We start from the raw sequence: 17,154 nt of genomic DNA on the forward strand, positions 1-17,154 counted from the left end.
CGGCGGGCAGGAGCCCGAGCGCCGGCTGCCATGATGAGGCCCATGAGCAGCCCCTCGGCCGACGTCTCGGTGCGGATCGCCTGGCCCGACGACGCCGCCGCCATCGCGGCGCTGCAGCTGCGCACCTGGCCTGAGGTGCACGCCGGCGTGCTGCCGGCCGCGTCGTTCCCCGCGGGCCCGGACGCCGAGGCCGCCGCGGAGCAGGCGTGGGCCCGTTCGCTGGCCGCGCCGGTCGACGCCCGCAACCGGGTGCTGGTCGCCCTGGAGCGGGCCCGCGTCACCGGCTTCGCCGTGGTGACCCCGGCCGGCGACCCCGACTGCGACCCCGTGGCCGACGCCGAGCTCGTCGAGCTGGTGGTGGGCGCCGCCGACCGCGGCCGCGGGCACGGGTCGCGGCTGCTGCAGGCCGTCGCCGACACCTGGACCGCCGACCGCTTCACCCGCGGCGTCGCGTGGGCCCGCGCCGACGACGACGCCACCCGCGCCTTCCTCACCGCGGCCGGCTGGGGCGCCGACGGTGCGCACCGCGAGCTCGACCTGGACGGCGACGGCACGACCACGGTGCGTCAGGTGCGGCTGCACACCTCCCTCGTCACCCCGTGACCGACCGCTCCCCCGAGCCCGGTCGCGACGCCGGTCCCGGGGCCGGTCCCGACGCCGGGACGCTCGGACGCGCGGAGCGCCGCGGCGTCCTGCGCGACGCGCTCGGGGTGGGCGTGGCCACCGGCGCCTACGGTGTGTCGTTCGGGGCGGTGGCGGTGACCTCCGGCCTCGACGTCCTGCAGACCTGCGTGCTGTCGCTGCTGATGTTCACCGGCGCCTCCCAGTTCGCGCTGGTGGGGGTCGTGGCGGCCGGCGGCACCCCGGTCAACGCCGCCCTCACCGCGCTGCTGCTCGGCACCCGCAACACCCTCTACGGCCTGCGGTTGGCGCCGCTGCTGGCGTGGTCGGGACGACGCCGCGTCCTGGCGGCACACCTGCTGATCGACGAGTCGACCGCGATGGCCGTGGCCCGCCCCGGCCGGGCGGCCGCACGCCTGGGCTTCGTCTCGACCGGGCTGAGCGTGTTCGTGCTGTGGAACGCCGCCACCCTGGCCGGTGCGGTCGGTGGCACCGTCCTGGGCGACCCCCGCACGTGGGGGCTCGACGCCGCCGTGGGGGCGGCGTTCCTGGCGCTGCTGTGGCCCCGGCTGCACGACGCGACCACCCGCCTGGTCGCCGTGGGCGCCGCGGCGGTCGCGCTGGGCGCGGTGCCCGTGACGGCCGCCGGCGTGCCGGTGCTGGTGGCCGGCGGGGTGGCCCTGCTCGTCGGCGGCCTGCGCGCCCGCGCGACCGGGGCGGTGGACGCGTGAGCGCCACCTGGCTGGCGGTGCTCGGCGCCGGCGTCGGCTGCTACCTGCTCAAGCTCGCCGGGCTGTCGGTGCCCCGCCGGGTGCTGGAGCGACCCGTCGTGCGCCACGTCGCCGACCTGCTGCCCGTCGCGCTGCTCGCCGCGCTGGTGGCGGTGCAGGTCCTCGCCGGCGACGGGCGCCTCGAGGTCGACGCCCGGCTGGCCGGCCTGGGCGCCGCGGCCCTGCTGCTGCTCGCGCGAGCGCCGTTCCTCGTGGTCGTGGTCGGCGCCGCCGCCACCGCCGCCCTGCTCCGCCTGCTCTGAGGCGCGGGACGGCGCCAGCACCCCCCGGACGGGCCGAGGCCCCGACCGGTCGTCCGGTCGGGGCCGCGGGGTCCTGGGGCGGGTCGGGCAGGTCAGGCGGGCTGCACCTGGCCGAGCACGGCCAGCACCTCGTCGGTCGAGGTCGCCGCGTCGAGACGCGCCACCTGCTGGTCGTCGAGGAACACCTCGGCGATGCGGCCGAGCAGCTTGAGGTGGTCCTTGCCGACGGCGGCGATGCCGACGACGAAGCGCACCTCCTTGCCGTTCCAGTCGACGCCGCCCGGGTAGCGCACCAGCGAGATCGCGGTGCGGTGCACCGACGCCTTGGCCTCGTTGGTGCCGTGCGGGATGGCCAGGCCGTTGCCCATGAACGTGGAGACCGAGGCCTCCCGCTCGTGCATCCCGTCGACGTAGGCGGCGTCCGCGGCACCCGACTCCACCAGCAGCCGGCCGGCCTCGGTGATGGCGTCGTCGCGGGTGCGGGCGGTGCCGTCGAGGACGATCGCGCGCCGGTCGAGCAGCGCGTCGCCGAGACCCTGCTCGCCGGTGTCGGCCACCGGCGCCGCAGCGCCCGCGGCGCCCGTGCCGTTGCGCTCGCGAAGCAGCTCGACGATCTCGTCGTAGGCCGGGCTCTGTATGAAGTTGTCGACCGACACGTGCATCGCCGAGCCGGTGCGCTGGCGGGCACGGGAGGTGAGGTCCTGGTGGGACACCACGAGGTCGACGTCGTCGCGCAGGTTGGAGATGGCCTTGTTGGTGACGCTGACGTCGGTGAAGCCGGCGCCCTGGATCTTCTTGCGCAGCACCGAGGCGCCCATGGCCGAGGACCCCATGCCGGCGTCGCAGGCGAAGACGATGGAGCTGATCGGGCCCGTGTGGGTGGCGCCGGTGCCGCTCAGCGCGGCGGAGACCGACGACTTCTTGCCCTTGCGCGCCTCCATGTCGGCGGTGGCGCCGGCGAGGTCGCCGTCGTCGCTGGAGCGGTCGAGCTTCAGCAGGAACGAGGCCACCAGGAACGACACGGCTGCCGCCACGATGACCGAGGCGGTGACGCCCAGCAGGCTGCTCGGGGGCGCGGCCGCCCACACCGCGATGATCGAGCCGGGCGAGGCCGGCGAGCGCAGGCCGGAGTCGAAGACCAGGTTGGTCGCGATGCCGGCCGCGCCGCCGGAGATGACGGCCAGCACGAGGATCGGCTTCATCAGCACGTACGGGAAGTAGATCTCGTGGATGCCACCGACGAACTGGATGATGATCGCGCCGGGGGCCGAGGCCTTCGCCGCGCCCTTGCCGAAGAACATGAACGCCAGCAGCAGGCCGAGACCCGGACCGGGGTTGGCCTCCAGCAGGAACAGGATCGACTTGCCGGTGTCGGCGGCCTCGGTGGTGCCGAGCGGGGTGAGGATGCCCTGGTTGACGGCGTTGTTGAGGAACAGGATCTTGGCCGGCTCGATGAAGATCGAGGTCAGCGGCAGCAGGCTGTTCTCGACGAGCAGGTCGATGACCTTCGAGGCACCGTCGCTGAACGCCTCGACGAACGGCCCGGCCACCACGAAGCCGAGGACGGCGAGGACGCCTCCCCAGATGCCGGCGGAGAAGTTGTTGACCAGCATCTCGAAGCCGGGGCGGATCTTGCCGTCCCACAGCGCGTCGATCTTCTTCATCGACCAGCCGCCGAGCGGGCCCATCACCATGGCGCCCAGGAACATCGGCACCGAGGCGCCGGTGATCGCGCCCATGGTGGCGATGGCGCCGACGACGCCGCCGCGCATGTTGCCGTCGTACATCATCTTGCCGCCGGTGTAGCCGATCAGCAGCGGCAGCAGGTAGGTGATCATCGGGCCGACGATGCCGGTGCCCTCGGCGCCGGAGCCCCAGGCGCCGAGGTCCTCGACGAACCCGTAGCCACCGGAGTAGCCGAGGTTCTCACCGATGAGCGTGATCCAGCCGGTCTCGATGAACAGGGCGGTGATCAGGCCCCAGGCGATGAACGCCCCGATGTTCGGCAGGACCATGTTGGACAGGAACGTGCCGAACCGCTGGACCTGGACCCGCAGGCCGCCCGACCCGGTCGCGGTGTGTGTGGTGGTCGCCATGGCGCCTCTCTCCGACGTGCCCGGCTCCGGTCGCCGGGTCTGCAGGGGCTGCTGCGCGCTTGTGATCGCAGTCACGGCCGCCTGTGGATGTGTTTATAACCCCCCGGATCGACCTTCGTCAAGGCGCAAACCAACACAACCGGGTGCAGTCCCACACAGATGCGGTACGCTCGCGACGAGATCGACCCCACACCGGAGCCGGACCACACCCGCGGCGCCCGCCGCGCCGCCCGGCCCCACGACCCCTGGAGGATCAGATGAAGGCCCTGCGGTTCTACGCCCCCGAGGACGTCCGGCTCGAGGACGTGCCCGAGCCCACCTGCGGGCCCGGCGAGGTGAAGCTGAAGGTGAAGAACTGCTCCACCTGCGGCACCGACGTCAAGATCTTCCACAACGGCCACCAGAACCTCACCCCGCCGCGCACCATCGGCCACGAGATCGCCGGTGAGGTCGTCGAGGTCGGTGCCGACGTCAACGCCACCTACGGGAGCAGCTGGGCGGTCGGCGACCGCGCGCAGGTCATCGCCGCGGTGCCGTGTGGTGAGTGCCACGAGTGCCGCAAGGGCTGGATGGCGGTCTGCCAGAACCAGACGTCGGTGGGCTACCAGTACGACGGCGGCTTCGCCGAGTACATGATCGTGCCCCAGCAGGTGCTGAAGGTCGACGGGCTCAACCGGATCCCCGACAACGTGGGCTACGACGAGGCCTCCGCCGCCGAGCCGTTCGCCTGCGCCATCAACGCCCAGGAGCTGCTCGGCATCGAGGAGGGCGACACCCTTGTCGTCTTCGGCGCCGGCCCGATCGGGTGCATGCACATCCGCATCGCCCGGGGCGTGCACAAGGTCGGCAAGGTCTTCCTGGTCGACGTCAACGCGTCCCGCCTCGCGATGTCGGCCGACGCCGTGCAGCCCGACGAGGTCATCAACGGCGCCGAGGTCGACGTGGTCGAGAAGGTCATGGAGCTCACCGGCGGGCGCGGCGCCGACGTCGTCATCACCGCCACCGCCGCCAACGTCACCCAGGAGCAGGCCATCGCGATGGCCGCGCGCAACGGGCGCATCTCGTTCTTCGGCGGCCTGCCGAAGACCGACCCGACCATCACCTGCGACTCCAACGTCGTGCACTACCGCCAGCTGCACATCCACGGCGCCAACGGCTCGGCGCCGGAGCACAACAAGCGCGCCCTGGAGTACATCTCGACCGGTCAGGTGCCGGTGAAGGACCTGATCACCGAGCACGTCCCCCTCGAGCGGGCCCTCGAGGCCTTCGACATCGTCAAGCGAGGCGCCGCCATCAAGGTCACCGTCGAGCCGTAGCCCGACGAAGGAGGGCAACGGCGTCCGACGGGGAGGTCGAGTAGCCCCCACGGCCGAGCCTGCGAGGCCGTGACGGGGCGTATCGAGACCACCGTCGAGCCGTGACCGCGGCGCGACGAAGGAGCGCCGAGGTCGCGGCGTCCGACGGGGAGGTCGAGTAGCCCCCACGGCCGAGCCTGCGAGGCCGTGACGGGGCGTATCGAGACCACCGCAACCCAGGCACCCAGGCCGACCGGGACACCGGCACCCGGCACCCGGCACCCGGCACCGCAGCACGACGACCAGAAGGCCCGCACCCGAGGGTGCGGGCCTTCTGTCGCGCTCCGGCCCCTCCCCCACGGAGGGCCGGAACGCGAGCCGGGAGGACCCGCCGTGCGGCGAGCCCGGGTCGTGGCGACACCGGCGGCGTCGTGGGACGACCCTGCACCGGGGCGGGAGGGAGCGGAACCGGCGCCCCACCCCATGTTCGTGCAACGCGAGAACCTGCAGGTCCGCACACCGGTGCCCGGCGGGAGCCGACCGCCGGCGCGGGTCAGCCGAGGTCGAGCAGCTGCTCGAGGCCCACCGTGAGACCGGGACGGCCACCGATGGCCCGCAGGGCGGCCAGGACGCCGGGGGTGAAGGAGGAGCGGTGCAGGGAGTCGTGGCGGATGGTGAGGGTCTCCCCCAGCCCGCCCAGCACGACCTCCTGGTGGGCCACCAGGCCGCGGATGCGCAGGGCGTGCACGGGTACGCCGTCGACGTCGGCGCCGCGCGCCCCGTCGAGGGAGGTGGTGGTGGCGTCGGGCACCGCACCGAGGCCGGCGTCGCGGCGCGCGGCCGCCACCAGCTGCGCCGTGCGCCGGGCCGTGCCCGAGGGCGCGTCGGCCTTGTCGGGGTGGTGCAGCTCGACGACCTCCACGGACTCGAAGAACGGCGCGGCGGCCGCGGCGAAGCGCATCATCAGCACCGCGCCGATGGAGAAGTTGGGCGCGACCAGCACGCCGGTGGCCGGCGACCTCGACAGCCAGTCCTCGAGCGCCGCGAGCCGGGCGTCGTCGAACCCGGTGGTGCCGACGACGGCGTGCACGCCGTGCTCGACGCAGGCCTGCAGGTTGTCCATGACGACGTCGGGGTGGGTGAAGTCGACCACCGCCTCGGCGCCGCTGCGCCACAGCAGGTCGAGGTCGTCGCCGGCGTCGACGCGGGCCACCAGGTCGAGGTCGGATGCGGCCTCCACGGCGGCGCAGACCTCGCTGCCGACCTTGCCCGAGGAGCCGAGCACCCCCACCTTGAGCTTCTCACCTGCGGTCACGGCGCCAACCTACCCGTCACCCGCCGGACGACTTCTGGCAGTCTTGCCCCCATGGCGCTGCAGACGATCCCGACCCGCATCCGCTGGTCGGTCGACCTCATGGACGTCCAGCCCGGCGACCAGGTGCTGGAGATCGGCTGCGGACCGGGCGCGGGCGCCGAGCTGATCTGCAGCCGCCTCGAGACCGGCAAGCTGTTCGCGATCGACCGCTCGGAGTCCGGCGTCGACCGCACGAAGCGACGCTGCGCGCGCTACGTGGAGAGCGGCCGGCTGACGGTGCGCCAGATCGACCTCGCCACCCTGCGGGTGCCGGTGAAGCGGCTGAACAAGGTCTACGCGTTCAACGTCAACCTGTTCTGGGTGCGCGACTGCGCCGACGAGGTGGCCCTGCTCCACGAGCGGGTCCTGCCCGGCGGCGCGGTCTACCTGTTCTTCGAGGCCACCCGGCCCGAGGAGGTGCCGAAGATCGTGGAGCGCGCCTCGGCCGCGCTCGCCGACGGGGGCTTCCGGGTGCAGGTGGTGCAGCGCAAGGCGCCGTCGGTGGTCGGCATCATCGGCAAGCGCTGAGGCTCCGCCCCGCCACGGCGAGACGCAACGCACGGCGACGCCGTGGCCCCGAGCGGGGCCACGGCGTCGCCGGCGTACGTCGGGGGCGTGGCGTCAGGCGGGGCCGACGACGGCCAGCACCTCGGGCCGGGAGAACACCTCGGCGGCCACGGCGCGCGCCTCCTCGAGGGTGACGGCGTCGATGCGCTCGATCACCTCGTCGATGCTCAGCAGCTCGTCGTAGACCAGCTCGGCCTTGCCCAGCCGCGACATCCGTGAGCCGGAGTCCTCGAGGCCCAGCACGAGCCCACCGCGCAGCATGCCCTTGCCGCGCTCGAGCTCCTCGGCGGTGATGCCGTCGGCGGCGACCTTCGCGAGCTCGGCACGCACCACCGCGAGCACGTCGTCGAGGCGGGCGGGCAGGCACCCCACCGAGACCCCGACAAGGCCGGACTCGAGGTGGTGGCTCTCGAAGGAGTACACCGAGTAGGCCAGGCCGCGCTGCTCGCGCACCTCCTGGAACAGCCTGCTGGAGGTGCCGCCGCCCAGCGCGGTGTTGAGCACCCCGAGGGCGAACCGCCGGGGGTCGTTGCGGGTGATGCCCTCCATGCCGAGCACCACGTTGACCTGCTCGAAGGGCCGGGTGGTGGCCACCGTGCCGGGGCGCACCTCCAGGCGCGGGCCCGCAGCGGCCAGGGAGACCGGCTCCTCGTCGCCGTCGAGGAAGCCCGCCCGGGCGAACGAGCGCGCCACCTGCTCGACGACCGCGTCGTGCTCGACGTTGCCGGCCACCGACACGACCATGGCGGCCGGGCGGTAGTGACGCCGGTAGAACTGCTCGATGCGGTCGCGGGTCATCGCGGTGATCGACTCCTCGGTGCCCGCGATGGAGCGCCCGAGCGAGGAGGTGGAGCCCCACGCCTGCTCGGCGAAGAGGTTGTGCACGACGTCGTCGGGGTCGTCGTCGTGCATCGCGATCTCGTCGAGGATGACGTCACGCTCGGCCTCGACGTCGTCGGTGTCGAGGCGGCTGCTGGTGATCATGTCGCCGATCACGTCGACGGCCAGCGGCAGGTCGTCGTCGAGCACCCGGGCGTGGAAACAGGTGTACTCCTTGGCGGTGAAGGCGTTGAACTCCCCGCCCACCGCGTCGAGGGCGATCGAGATGTCGAGCGCGGAGCGCTCCTCGGTGCCCTTGAACAGCAGGTGCTCGAGGAAGTGCGAGCACCCGTGCAGGGTGTCGTCCTCGTCGCGGGACCCGACGCCCACCCACACGCCCACGCTGGCGGAGCGCACGCCGGCCATCTGCTCGGTGATCACGCGCAGGCCGCCGGGCAGCACGGTGCGGCGCACCTGCGAGACGACCTGGCCCTCGGGCCCGGTCACGGTCTGCAGGGTGGTGGTGGCGCGCTCGAGACGTGCCGGAGAAGCGGTCGACCCGCCCGAGGAGCTCGGGCGGGTCGACCGGGGTTCGCGAACCACGAAGGGTCAGGCCTCCTCGAGGGGGGTCTCGTCGACGGCGTCGTCGCCGCCCTCGGTCTCCTCCACGACGGGCACCAGCGACAGCTTGCCGCGGTCGTCGATCTCGGCGATCTGCACCTGGACCTTCTGGCCCACCGACACGACGTCCTCGACGGCGTCGACGCGCTTGCCACCGGCCAGGCCGCGCAGCTTGCTGATGTGCAGCAGGCCGTCCTTGCCGGGCATCAGCGAGACGAACGCACCGAAGTTCGTCGTCTTGACCACGGTGCCGAGGTAGCGCTCGCCGACCTCGGGCATCGTCGGGTTGCCGATCGCGTTGATCGCGGCCTTCGCGGCGTCGGCGGCGGCACCACTGGTGGCGCCGATGTAGACGGTGCCGTCGTCCTCGATGGAGATCGAGGCGCCGGTGTCGTCCTGGATCTGGTTGATCATCTTGCCCTTCGGGCCGATGACCTCGCCGATCTTGTCGACAGGGACGCGCACCGTGATGATGCGCGGCGCGGTGTCGGCCATCTCCTCGGGCTCGTCGATGGCCTCGGCCATCACGTCGAGGATCGCCAGGCGCGCGTCGCGGGCCTGGGTCAGCGCCGAGGCGAGCACCTCGGCCGGGATGCCGTCGAGCTTGGTGTCGAGCTGCAGCGCGGTGACGAACTCGCGGGTGCCGGCGACCTTGAAGTCCATGTCGCCGAAGGCGTCCTCGGCACCGAGGATGTCGGTCAGCGCGACGTACTGCGTCTGGCCGTCGACCTCGCCGGAGATGAGTCCCATCGCGATGCCGGCGACGGCGGCGCGCAGCGGCACACCGGCCTGCAGCAGCGACATCGTCGAGGCGCAGACCGAGCCCATCGAGGTGGAGCCGTTGGAGCCCATGGCCTCGGAGAGCTGACGGATCGCGTAGGGGAACTCCTCGCGGGTGGGCAGCACCGGCAGCAGCGCACGACGCGCGAGCGCACCGTGGCCGACCTCGCGACGCTTCGGGGAGCCGACGCGGCCGGTCTCGCCGGTGGAGAACGGCGGGAAGACGTACTTGTGCATGTAGCGGCGGTGCTTCTCCGGCGACAGCGTGTCGAGCTGCTGCTCCATCTTGAGCATGTCGAGGGTGGTGACACCCAGGATCTGGGTCTCGCCGCGCTCGAAGAGCGCCGAGCCGTGCACGCGCGGGATCAGGCCGACCTCGGCGTGCAGCGGACGGATGTCGGCCAGGCCGCGACCGTCGATGCGGACCTTGTCGCGCAGGACGCGCTCGCGCACGAGCTGCTTGGTCAGCGCACGGAACGCCGCGCCGACCTCCTTCTCGCGACCCTCGAACTGACCGGCGAGGCGGTCGAGCACGGCGGCCTTCAGCTCGTCGGTGCGCGACTCGCGCTCCTGCTTGTCACCGATCGTCATCGCGGCGGACACGTCGTCCTTGGCCGCGGACTCGACGGCGGCGTAGACGTCGTCCTCGAACTCGAGGAAGACCGGGAAGTCCTGGACGGGCTTGGCGGCGACGTTGGCCAGCTCGGCCTGCGCCTCGCACAGCTGCTTGATGAAGGGCTTCGCGGCGTCGAGGCCGCCGGCCACGACCTCCTCGGTGGGGGCCTGCACACCGCTCTGGACCATGGTCCAGGTCTGCTCGGTGGCCTCGGCCTCGACCATCATGATCGCGACGTCACCGGTGTCGGTGACCCGACCGGCGACGACCATGTCGAAGACGGCGCGCTCGAGCTCGGAGTGCTTGGGGAAGGCGACCCAGCGGCCGTCGATGAGTGCGACGCGCACGCCGCCGACGGGGCCGGAGAACGGCAGGCCCGAGAGCTGGGTGGAGATCGACGCGGCGTTGATCGCCAGCACGTCGTAGGGGGTGTCGGGGTTGAGCGCCATCACCGTGATGACGACCTGCACCTCGTTGCGCAGGCCCTTCTTGAACGTCGGGCGCAGCGGCCGGTCGATGAGGCGGCAGGTGAGGATCGCGTCCTCGCCGGGGCGTCCCTCGGAGCGGAAGAACGAGCCGGGGATCTGGCCCACGGCGTACATCCGCTCCTCGACGTCGATCGTCAGGGGAAAGAAGTCGAAGTGGTCCTTGGGGTGCTTGCCGGCCGTGGTGGCCGACAGCAGCATCGTGTCGTCGTCGAGGTAGGCCGTGACGGAGCCGGCGGCCTGGCGGGCCAGCAGCCCGGTCTCGAACTTGACGGTGCGGGTGCCGAACGGGCCGTTGTCCAGCACCGTCTCGACGGCGGAGATCACGGGCTCGGCCGTGGTGTTCTCGGTCAAGGGGAGTCCTTGTTCTGTGCTCGCGGAGCGAACCGCGGCGTCCGGCGCTCGTGGCGGCGGCACGTCTTGCGACGAGGATCCCGCGGGGTGCCCTCCCGATAGCTGCTGGGAGGGGGCCGGTCTTCGATCGAGGCCCGCAGCGCGCCGTCACGACGACGGGTCTGAGAGCCACTACCGAGGACCGGGCCGACGTGCGGGTCGCTCCTGGTGGGTGTGTTCCGGTGGTGCGGTCCCGAGCCTATCGCCCGGAGCCGCAAATGCGACGGAGCGGCTGCCCTCGAGAGGGCAGCCGCTCCGCCCGGTGGTGCGGGATCAGCGACGCAGGCCGAGGCGCTCGACGATCGAGCGGTAGCGCCCGATCTCCGTCTTCTGCAGGTAGTTCAGCAGGCGACGGCGCTGGCCGACGAGCAGGAGCAGACCACGACGGCTGTGGTGGTCGTGCTTGTGCTCCTTGAGGTGCTCGGTGAGGTGGCTGATGCGGTGGCTGAGCAGCGCGATCTGCACCTCGGGCGAGCCGGTGTCGCCCTCGGTCGTGGCGTACTCGGCGATGATCTTCTTCTTGGTCTCCGCGTCGGTACCGATCGACATGCGGTCTCCTCTCCTGCCCGAGGTGGGCGTTCGCTGCGCGGCGCGCCGGGGCCTGTTCTCCCGGGCACTCTGGTTCCGCGGCCGTTGGACGGCGGTGTAGCGAGTGGTGCTGCCCGCGGACGCCGTACGGCGCGGTGCGGGCAACCGGAGGAGATTACCGCGCAGCGGGGCGCGGACCCAAAAGCGCGGGGCTCAGGCGCCGAGCAGTGCGACGACGGCGGCCCGCCCGGCCTGGGGGTCGGCGGCCGACAGCGCGGCCTCGGCGGCCGCCTCGCAGGCCTCCGCGCCGACGTCGGCCAGGCGCGCGCCCACGGGACGCACGGCCGCGGCGGCCATCGACAGCGAGGTGACGCCCATGCCCACCAGGGCGCAGGCCAGCAGCGGGTCGGCGGCGGCCTCGCCGCAGACCCCGACCGGCTTGCCGGCCTCCTGGCCCGCGTGGGCGGTGATCGCGATGAGCTGGAGCACCGCCGGCTGCCACGGGTCGGTGAGGTGGGCCAGGTCGGTGGCCATCCGGTCGGCGGCCATCGCGTACTGGGTGAGGTCGTTGGTGCCGATCGAGAGGAAGTCGACGACCTCCAGCATCCGGTGGGCCAGCAGCGCCGCCGACGGCACCTCCACCATCACCCCGGCCTTCAGCCCGCGGCCCCGCACGGCCTCGGCGAAGCCGGCCGCCTCGGCCACCGTGGCCACCATCGGGGCCATCACCCAGGTGTCGGCTCCGGTGCGCTCGGCGGCGATCGCGATCGCGTCGAGCTGACGCTCCAGCAGGCCGGGGTTGTCGAACGACAGGCGCAGCCCGCGCACGCCGAGGGCGGGGTTCTCCTCGCCGTCGTGGGTCGCGAAGGCGACGGGCTTGTCGGAGCCGGCGTCGAGGGTGCGCACCACCACGTGGCCGCGCCCGGCGAACGGCGCCAGCACCCGCGCGTAGATGTCGGCCTGCTCCTCGACCGAGGGCTCCTCGGTGCGGTTGAGGAAGCACAGCTCGGTGCGGAACAGCCCCACGCCCTCCACGGGGGCGGTCGCCGCGCCCACCGAGCTCTCGGCGTCGGCGACGTTGGCCAGCACCTCCACGCCGGTGCCGTCGGCGAGCCGACCGGGGCCGGCCCAGCCCTCGACCCGCGCCCGCACCAGCCGGTCGGCCTCCACACGGCGTGCGGTGTCGGCCTCGTCGGGGTGCAGCTCGACGACGCCGGTGGCGCCGTCGACCAGCAGCGGGGTGCCGGCGCGCAGCGTCATCGCGCCGGCGACGCCGACCACGCACGGGATGCCGAGCTGGCGGGCGATGATCGCGGTGTGGCTGGTGGGGCCGCCGCGCTCGGTCACCAGCGCGACCACGACCCGGGGGTCGAGCCCGGCGGTGTCGGAGGGGGCGAGGTCCTCGGCCACCAGGACCGAGGCGACCTCGGGCGTCGGCACGCCGGGCTCGGGCTCCCCCACGACGTGCGCCAGCACCCGGCGCTCGATGTCGCGCAGGTCGGTGACCCGCTCGGCCATCAGCCCGCCCATCTGCGTGAACACCGCGGCGAACTGCTCCACGCCGGCGGCCAGCGCGACCAGCAGGTCCTCTCCGGCGCGCAGGTGCTTGCGCACCGCGCCGCGCAGCCCCTTGTCGCGGGCCAGTCCGGCGCTCGCGGTGAGCACCTCGGCGGCCGCACCCTGGGCGGTGGCGGCGCGCCGCTCGAAGCCGGCGACCACGGCCGCGACGGCATCGTCGTAGGCGCGCAGCGCGGCCTCCTCGTCGAGCGCGGCGGCGTCGAAGGCCTTCACGGCGACCGGGTCGATCGCGGTGCGGACCACGAGCGCGGGGCCGGCGGCGAGGCCGGGGACGACGGGCGTGCCCGCGAGACGGTCGAGCGGCGTCTGGGTGACCATGACCACAACGTAACCGCCGCTGCACTTGACAGTCAAACAAAAACGGGGATAAAACAACACGAACACAGATCACCCGCCGACACCGTCGAGGAGGGATGCAGGCAATGTACGCAGAGGAACGCCAACAGGCCATGGCCCAGCTCGTCGCCGACCGCGGACGGCTGTCGGTCGCCGCCCTCGCGGAGACGTTCGAGGTGACCACGGAGACCGTGCGCCGCGACCTGTCGACCCTGGAGCGCATCGGCTTCGTGCGCCGCGTGCACGGCGGCGCCATCCCGGCCCACACCCTCGCCGCGATCGAGTCGGGCCTGGTCGAGCGCGACCAGGCCAACGTCGGCGAGAAGGACCGCATCGCCCAGGCCGCCCTCGACCTGCTGCCCGCCCCCGGCTCCGTGGTGCTCTTCGACGCCGGCACGACCACCGCCCGCCTCGCCAGCCTGCTGCCGCGCGACCACCAGCTGATCGTGCTGACCCACTCGGTGCCGATCGCCGCACGGCTGGCCACGGTGCCCCACATCGAGCTCCACCTGCTGCCCGGGCGGGTGCGCACCACCACCCAGGCCGCGGTGGGCGCCGACACCGTCGCCGCGCTCGACCGGGTGCGTGCCGACGTCGCCTTCGTCGGCACCAACGGCATCTCCACCGGTCACGGGCTGAGCACCCCCGACCACGACGAGGCCGCCACCAAGCGCGCCATGGTCGCTGCGGCGCGTCAGGTCGTCGTGCTGGCCGATGCTGCCAAGGTGGGACAGGAGGCGCTGGTGCGCTTCGCCGGCCTCGACGAGGTCGACCTGCTCGTGACCGACGACGGCATCGACCCCGACGCCGTGGTGGAGCTCAAGGAGCACGACGTGGAGGTCGTCATCGCATGATCGTCACCCTCACCCCCAACCCCAGCCACGACCGCACCGTCACCCTCGCCGGCCCGCTCGAGCGCGGCGCCGTGCAGCGCGCGGCCTCGGTGATCTCGCAGGCCGGCGGCAAGGGCGTCAACATCTCCCGCGCCTCGGTCTCCGCCGGCGTGCCGTCGATCGCGGTGCTGCCCGCTCCCTCCGACGACCCGTTCGTGCTGGAGCTGCTGGCCGCCGGCATCGACTGCCGCCCGGTGCCCGGCGCCGGCAGCCCCCGGGTCAACGTCACCATCTCCGAGCCCGACGGCACCACCACCAAGCTCAACAGCCCCGGCCCCGACGCCACCCCCGAGCTGCTCGGCTCGCTGCTGGAGGCGCTGCGCCGACGAGCCGGGTCGGCCGACTGGATCGTGCTGGCCGGCTCCCTGCCGCCGGCAGCGCCCGTGGGCTGGTACGCCGACGTCGTCACCGCCCTTCGCGACACCCCCGCCCGCGTCGCGGTCGACACCAGCGACGCCCCGCTGCGCGCGCTCGTGGAGCGCCTGCCGGAGGCTGCGCCGTACCTGATGAAGCCGAACGGCGAGGAGCTGGCCTCCTTCACCGGGGGCGACGCCGACGCGCTCGAGGCCGACCCGCGCGCGGCGGCCGACGCCGCCCGCACGCTGCTCGACCGCGGCGTCCACGCCGTGCTGGCCACCCTCGGGGGCAACGGCGCCGTGCTGGTCACCGCCGACGGCGCCTGGCACGCCGCTCCCCCGCCCACCACCGTGGTCTCCACGGTCGGCGCGGGCGACTCCAGCCTCTTCGGCTACCTGCTCGGCGACCTGCGCCGGCTCGCACCACCCCACCGACTCGCGCTCGCCGTCGCCTACGGCAGCGCAGCCGCCGGACTCCCCGGCACCACCATCCCGTTGCCCGCCCAGGTCCGTCCGGACCTGGTCACGGTCAGCGACCTGCTCGACACCCAGGAGGGTGAACGTGTCTGACCTCATCACTCCCGCCCTGGTCCGCCTCGACGCGGACCTCGGCTCGGAGAAGCTCGACGTGATCCGGGCGCTCGCTGCGACCGTCGGCGAGGCCGGCCGTGCCACCGACGTCGACCAGCTCGTCGAGGACGCCCTCGCCCGCGAGGCCACCTCGCCGACCGGTCTGCCCGGCGGCATCGCCATCCCGCACTGCCGCACCACCGGCGTGCCCGAGGCCACCCTGGCCTTCGCCCGGCTCTCGCCGCCGGTGGAGTTCGGCGCCAAGGACGGGGCCGCCGACCTGGCGTTCCTCATCAGCGCCCCCGCGGGCGGGGAGGCCACCCACCTGCAGCTGCTCACCAAGCTGGCGCGCGCGCTGGTCAAGCCCGCCTTCACCGACTCCCTGCGCGCCGCCGAGAGCGCTGAGGAGGTCGTCGAGCTGGTCAACGACGTGCTCGGCACGTCGAGCGCCGCCGGCTCCCCCACCAAGGCACCTCCCGCCACCCAGGCCGCCGTCGCCGCCTCGCGGGGACAGGTCGAGGTCGGCCCCGACCACTCGCCCGAGCCGTCCGGCACGGCCGGCACCGGCACGTCGGGCACCGGGACGTCGGGCACCGGCACGACCGGTACCGGCGGAGCCGCTGCGGCCCCCGCGACCGCCACCCGGCGTCTGGTGGCCGTGACGGCGTGCCCCACCGGCATCGCCCACACCTACATGGCCGCGGAGGCCCTGGAGGCCGCTGCGGCGCGCGCCGGGGTGGAGCTGGCCGTGGAGACCCAGGGCTCGGCCGGCGCGACGCCGCTGGCCCCCGAGGTCATCCGCCAGGCGGAGGCCGTGATCTTCGCCGTCGACGTGGGCGTGCGCGACCGCAGCCGCTTCGCCGGCAAGCCGCTGGTCTCCTCGGGCGTCAAGCGCCCCATCGAGGAGGCCGACGTGATGATCGCGGAGGCGCTGCGCCAGGCCGACGACCCGTCGGCCGCGCGCGTCGAGGGCTCCGAGGCGGGCTCCGGCTCGGGCGGCGGTGCCGCTTCCGGCGCCGGTGCCGGCGAGAGCTGGGGCGGGCGCACGCGGCGGGTGCTGATGACCGGGGTGTCGTACATGATCCCGTTCGTCGCGGCCGGCGGGTTGCTGATCGCGCTGTCGTTCCTGTTCGGCGGCTACGAGATCGTCGGCCCGTACGGCGAGATCGCGGTCGACAACACCCTGTTCGACCTCCCCGACCCCGCGGCGCTGGGCCTCGACCACGCGTTGTTCGGCTCCGGCCTGATGGCCTACCTCGGGGCGCTCTTCTTCATCATCGGCAAGACCGCCTTCATGTTCTTCATCCCGGCGTTGGCCGGCTACATCGCCTACGCGATCGCCGACCGTCCGGGCATCGCCCCCGGCTTCATCGTCGGCGGCCTGGCCGCCAACATCTTCGCCGTCGCCGACGGCGACGGGGTGGGCCTGCCCGCCACCGGGTTCCTCGGCGCCATCGTCGGCGGCGTCCTCGCCGGCCTGATCGCCCACTGGATCGCCGGCTGGAAGGTGCCCACCTGGGCCCGCGGTCTCATGCCGGTCCTGGTCATCCCGCTGCTCACCTCGATCATCGCCGGCATGCTCATGCTCGTCGTGCTGGGCCGCCCGATCGGCTGGCTCATGGACCAGCTCAACGACGGGCTGAGCTCGATGAGCGGCAGCTACGCGATCCTGCTCGGCGTGGTGCTCGGCCTGATGATGGCCTTCGACATGGGCGGCCCCCTGAACAAGGTCGCCTACTCGTTCGCCGCAGCCGGCGTCGGCGGCGCCTCGCTGGCCAGCGACGCCCCCGAGCTGAAGATCATGGCCGCCGTCATGCTCGCCGGCATGGTCCCGCCGATCGCCCTGGCGCTGGCGACCGTCGTCCGGCCGAAGCTGTTCAACCAGCCCGAGCGCGAGAACGGCAAGGCCGGCTGGCTGCTCGGCGCGTCCTTCATCACCGAGGGCGCCATCCCGTTCGCCGCAGCCGACCCGCTGCGGGTGATCCCCGCGATCATGCTCGGCAGCGCCGTGACCGGTGGCCTCTCGCAGGCCCTCGACGTCAGCGTCCGCGCGCCCCACGGCGGCATCTTCGTGCTGTTCGCCGTCGACGGCGTGCTGGGGTTCCTGGTCGCACTGCTCGCCGGTGTCCTCGTCGGCGCGGCGGCAGTGATCCTGCTGAAGTCGACCGCCAAGACCCCCGCCGTCCAGCCCGTCGCCTGACCTCCCGGTCAGG

Annotated in this window: 14 protein-coding genes; 8 read left to right on the forward strand and 6 right to left on the reverse strand. The window is 73.3% G+C overall.

Annotated features, from left to right (window positions below; all coding sequences use genetic code 11):
• Nucleotides 1–42 precede the first annotated feature (42 nt).
• From AC4OR8_RS11855 to AC4OR8_RS11865, 3 genes are read left to right on the forward strand one after another with little or no spacing between them, the layout of a single operon-like run.
• The gene (locus AC4OR8_RS11855; protein WP_492165762.1) at nucleotides 43–603 is read left to right on the forward strand and encodes a GNAT family N-acetyltransferase; all 561 of its coding nucleotides are present in this window, start codon (nucleotides 43–45) and stop codon (nucleotides 601–603) included.
• Nucleotides 600–1,352, forward strand: a complete 753-nt coding sequence (locus AC4OR8_RS11860) for an AzlC family ABC transporter permease (protein WP_492165763.1) — start codon at nucleotides 600–602, stop codon at nucleotides 1,350–1,352. The genes AC4OR8_RS11855 and AC4OR8_RS11860 overlap by 4 nt, the downstream gene beginning before the upstream one ends.
• Entirely contained in the window at nucleotides 1,349–1,654 is a 306-nt protein-coding gene (locus tag AC4OR8_RS11865; RefSeq protein WP_492165764.1) for an AzlD domain-containing protein, read from the forward strand. The genes AC4OR8_RS11860 and AC4OR8_RS11865 overlap by 4 nt, the downstream gene beginning before the upstream one ends.
• 92 nt (nucleotides 1,655–1,746) lie before the next feature.
• Here the strand turns inward: AC4OR8_RS11865 and AC4OR8_RS11870 are convergent, their stop codons facing one another.
• Nucleotides 1,747–3,750: a PTS mannitol transporter subunit IICBA gene (locus AC4OR8_RS11870; protein ID WP_492165765.1), complete on the reverse strand. Its 2,004-nt coding sequence runs from the start codon at nucleotides 3,748–3,750 to the stop codon at nucleotides 1,747–1,749.
• 257 nt (nucleotides 3,751–4,007) lie between these two features.
• On the opposite strand from AC4OR8_RS11870, the gene AC4OR8_RS11875 reads away from it, so the two are divergent.
• Nucleotides 4,008–5,066: a zinc-dependent dehydrogenase gene (locus tag AC4OR8_RS11875; protein WP_492165766.1), complete on the forward strand. Its 1,059-nt coding sequence runs from the start codon at nucleotides 4,008–4,010 to the stop codon at nucleotides 5,064–5,066.
• A 532-nt stretch (nucleotides 5,067–5,598) separates the two neighbouring features.
• On the opposite strand, the gene dapB is transcribed toward AC4OR8_RS11875, so the two are convergent.
• Nucleotides 5,599–6,360, reverse strand: coding sequence for a 4-hydroxy-tetrahydrodipicolinate reductase (gene dapB / locus AC4OR8_RS11880; RefSeq protein WP_492165767.1), 762 nt, complete (start codon nucleotides 6,358–6,360; stop codon nucleotides 5,599–5,601).
• Nucleotides 6,361–6,411: 51 nt separating this feature from the next.
• Here dapB and AC4OR8_RS11885 point away from each other — a divergent pair, with 51 nt between their 5' ends.
• A complete protein-coding gene (locus tag AC4OR8_RS11885) occupies nucleotides 6,412–6,927 on the forward strand; it encodes a class I SAM-dependent methyltransferase (protein ID WP_492165768.1) in 516 nt (171 codons plus the stop codon).
• A gap of 93 nt (nucleotides 6,928–7,020) precedes the next feature.
• Here AC4OR8_RS11885 and AC4OR8_RS11890 read toward each other — a convergent pair whose 3' ends face one another.
• The 4 genes from AC4OR8_RS11890 to ptsP form a co-directional block, all read right to left on the reverse strand.
• Nucleotides 7,021–8,292 carry a M16 family metallopeptidase gene (locus AC4OR8_RS11890; protein WP_492165769.1) on the reverse strand — a complete coding sequence of 424 codons (1,272 nt, stop codon included), beginning with the start codon at nucleotides 8,290–8,292 and terminating at the stop codon, nucleotides 7,021–7,023.
• 102 nt (nucleotides 8,293–8,394) lie between these two features.
• Nucleotides 8,395–10,641 (reverse strand): polyribonucleotide nucleotidyltransferase, encoded by a 2,247-nt coding sequence (locus AC4OR8_RS11895; protein WP_492165770.1) that lies wholly within the window; start codon nucleotides 10,639–10,641, stop codon nucleotides 8,395–8,397.
• Between the two features lie 312 nt (nucleotides 10,642–10,953).
• The gene (gene rpsO / locus AC4OR8_RS11900) at nucleotides 10,954–11,229 is read right to left on the reverse strand and encodes a 30S ribosomal protein S15 (protein WP_492165771.1); all 276 of its coding nucleotides are present in this window, start codon (nucleotides 11,227–11,229) and stop codon (nucleotides 10,954–10,956) included.
• Between the two features lie 192 nt (nucleotides 11,230–11,421).
• Nucleotides 11,422–13,104 carry a phosphoenolpyruvate--protein phosphotransferase gene (gene ptsP / locus AC4OR8_RS11905; protein ID WP_492165772.1) on the reverse strand — a complete coding sequence of 561 codons (1,683 nt, stop codon included), beginning with the start codon at nucleotides 13,102–13,104 and terminating at the stop codon, nucleotides 11,422–11,424.
• A 131-nt stretch (nucleotides 13,105–13,235) separates the two neighbouring features.
• Here ptsP and AC4OR8_RS11910 point away from each other — a divergent pair, with 131 nt between their 5' ends.
• The 3 genes from AC4OR8_RS11910 to AC4OR8_RS11920 are packed head-to-tail and all read left to right on the forward strand — an operon-like array spanning nucleotide 13,236 to nucleotide 17,141.
• The gene (locus AC4OR8_RS11910; protein WP_492165773.1) at nucleotides 13,236–13,976 is read left to right on the forward strand and encodes a DeoR/GlpR family DNA-binding transcription regulator; all 741 of its coding nucleotides are present in this window, start codon (nucleotides 13,236–13,238) and stop codon (nucleotides 13,974–13,976) included.
• Nucleotides 13,973–14,941, forward strand: a complete 969-nt coding sequence (locus AC4OR8_RS11915) for a 1-phosphofructokinase family hexose kinase (RefSeq protein WP_492165774.1) — start codon at nucleotides 13,973–13,975, stop codon at nucleotides 14,939–14,941. The genes AC4OR8_RS11910 and AC4OR8_RS11915 overlap by 4 nt, the downstream gene beginning before the upstream one ends.
• The gene (locus AC4OR8_RS11920) at nucleotides 14,934–17,141 is read left to right on the forward strand and encodes a PTS fructose transporter subunit IIABC (RefSeq protein ID WP_492165775.1); all 2,208 of its coding nucleotides are present in this window, start codon (nucleotides 14,934–14,936) and stop codon (nucleotides 17,139–17,141) included. Before AC4OR8_RS11915 ends, AC4OR8_RS11920 begins: the two co-directional genes overlap by 8 nt.
• Nucleotides 17,142–17,154 lie beyond the last annotated feature (13 nt).

It is taken from the genome of Nocardioides sp. FY1077, assembly GCF_058681775.1.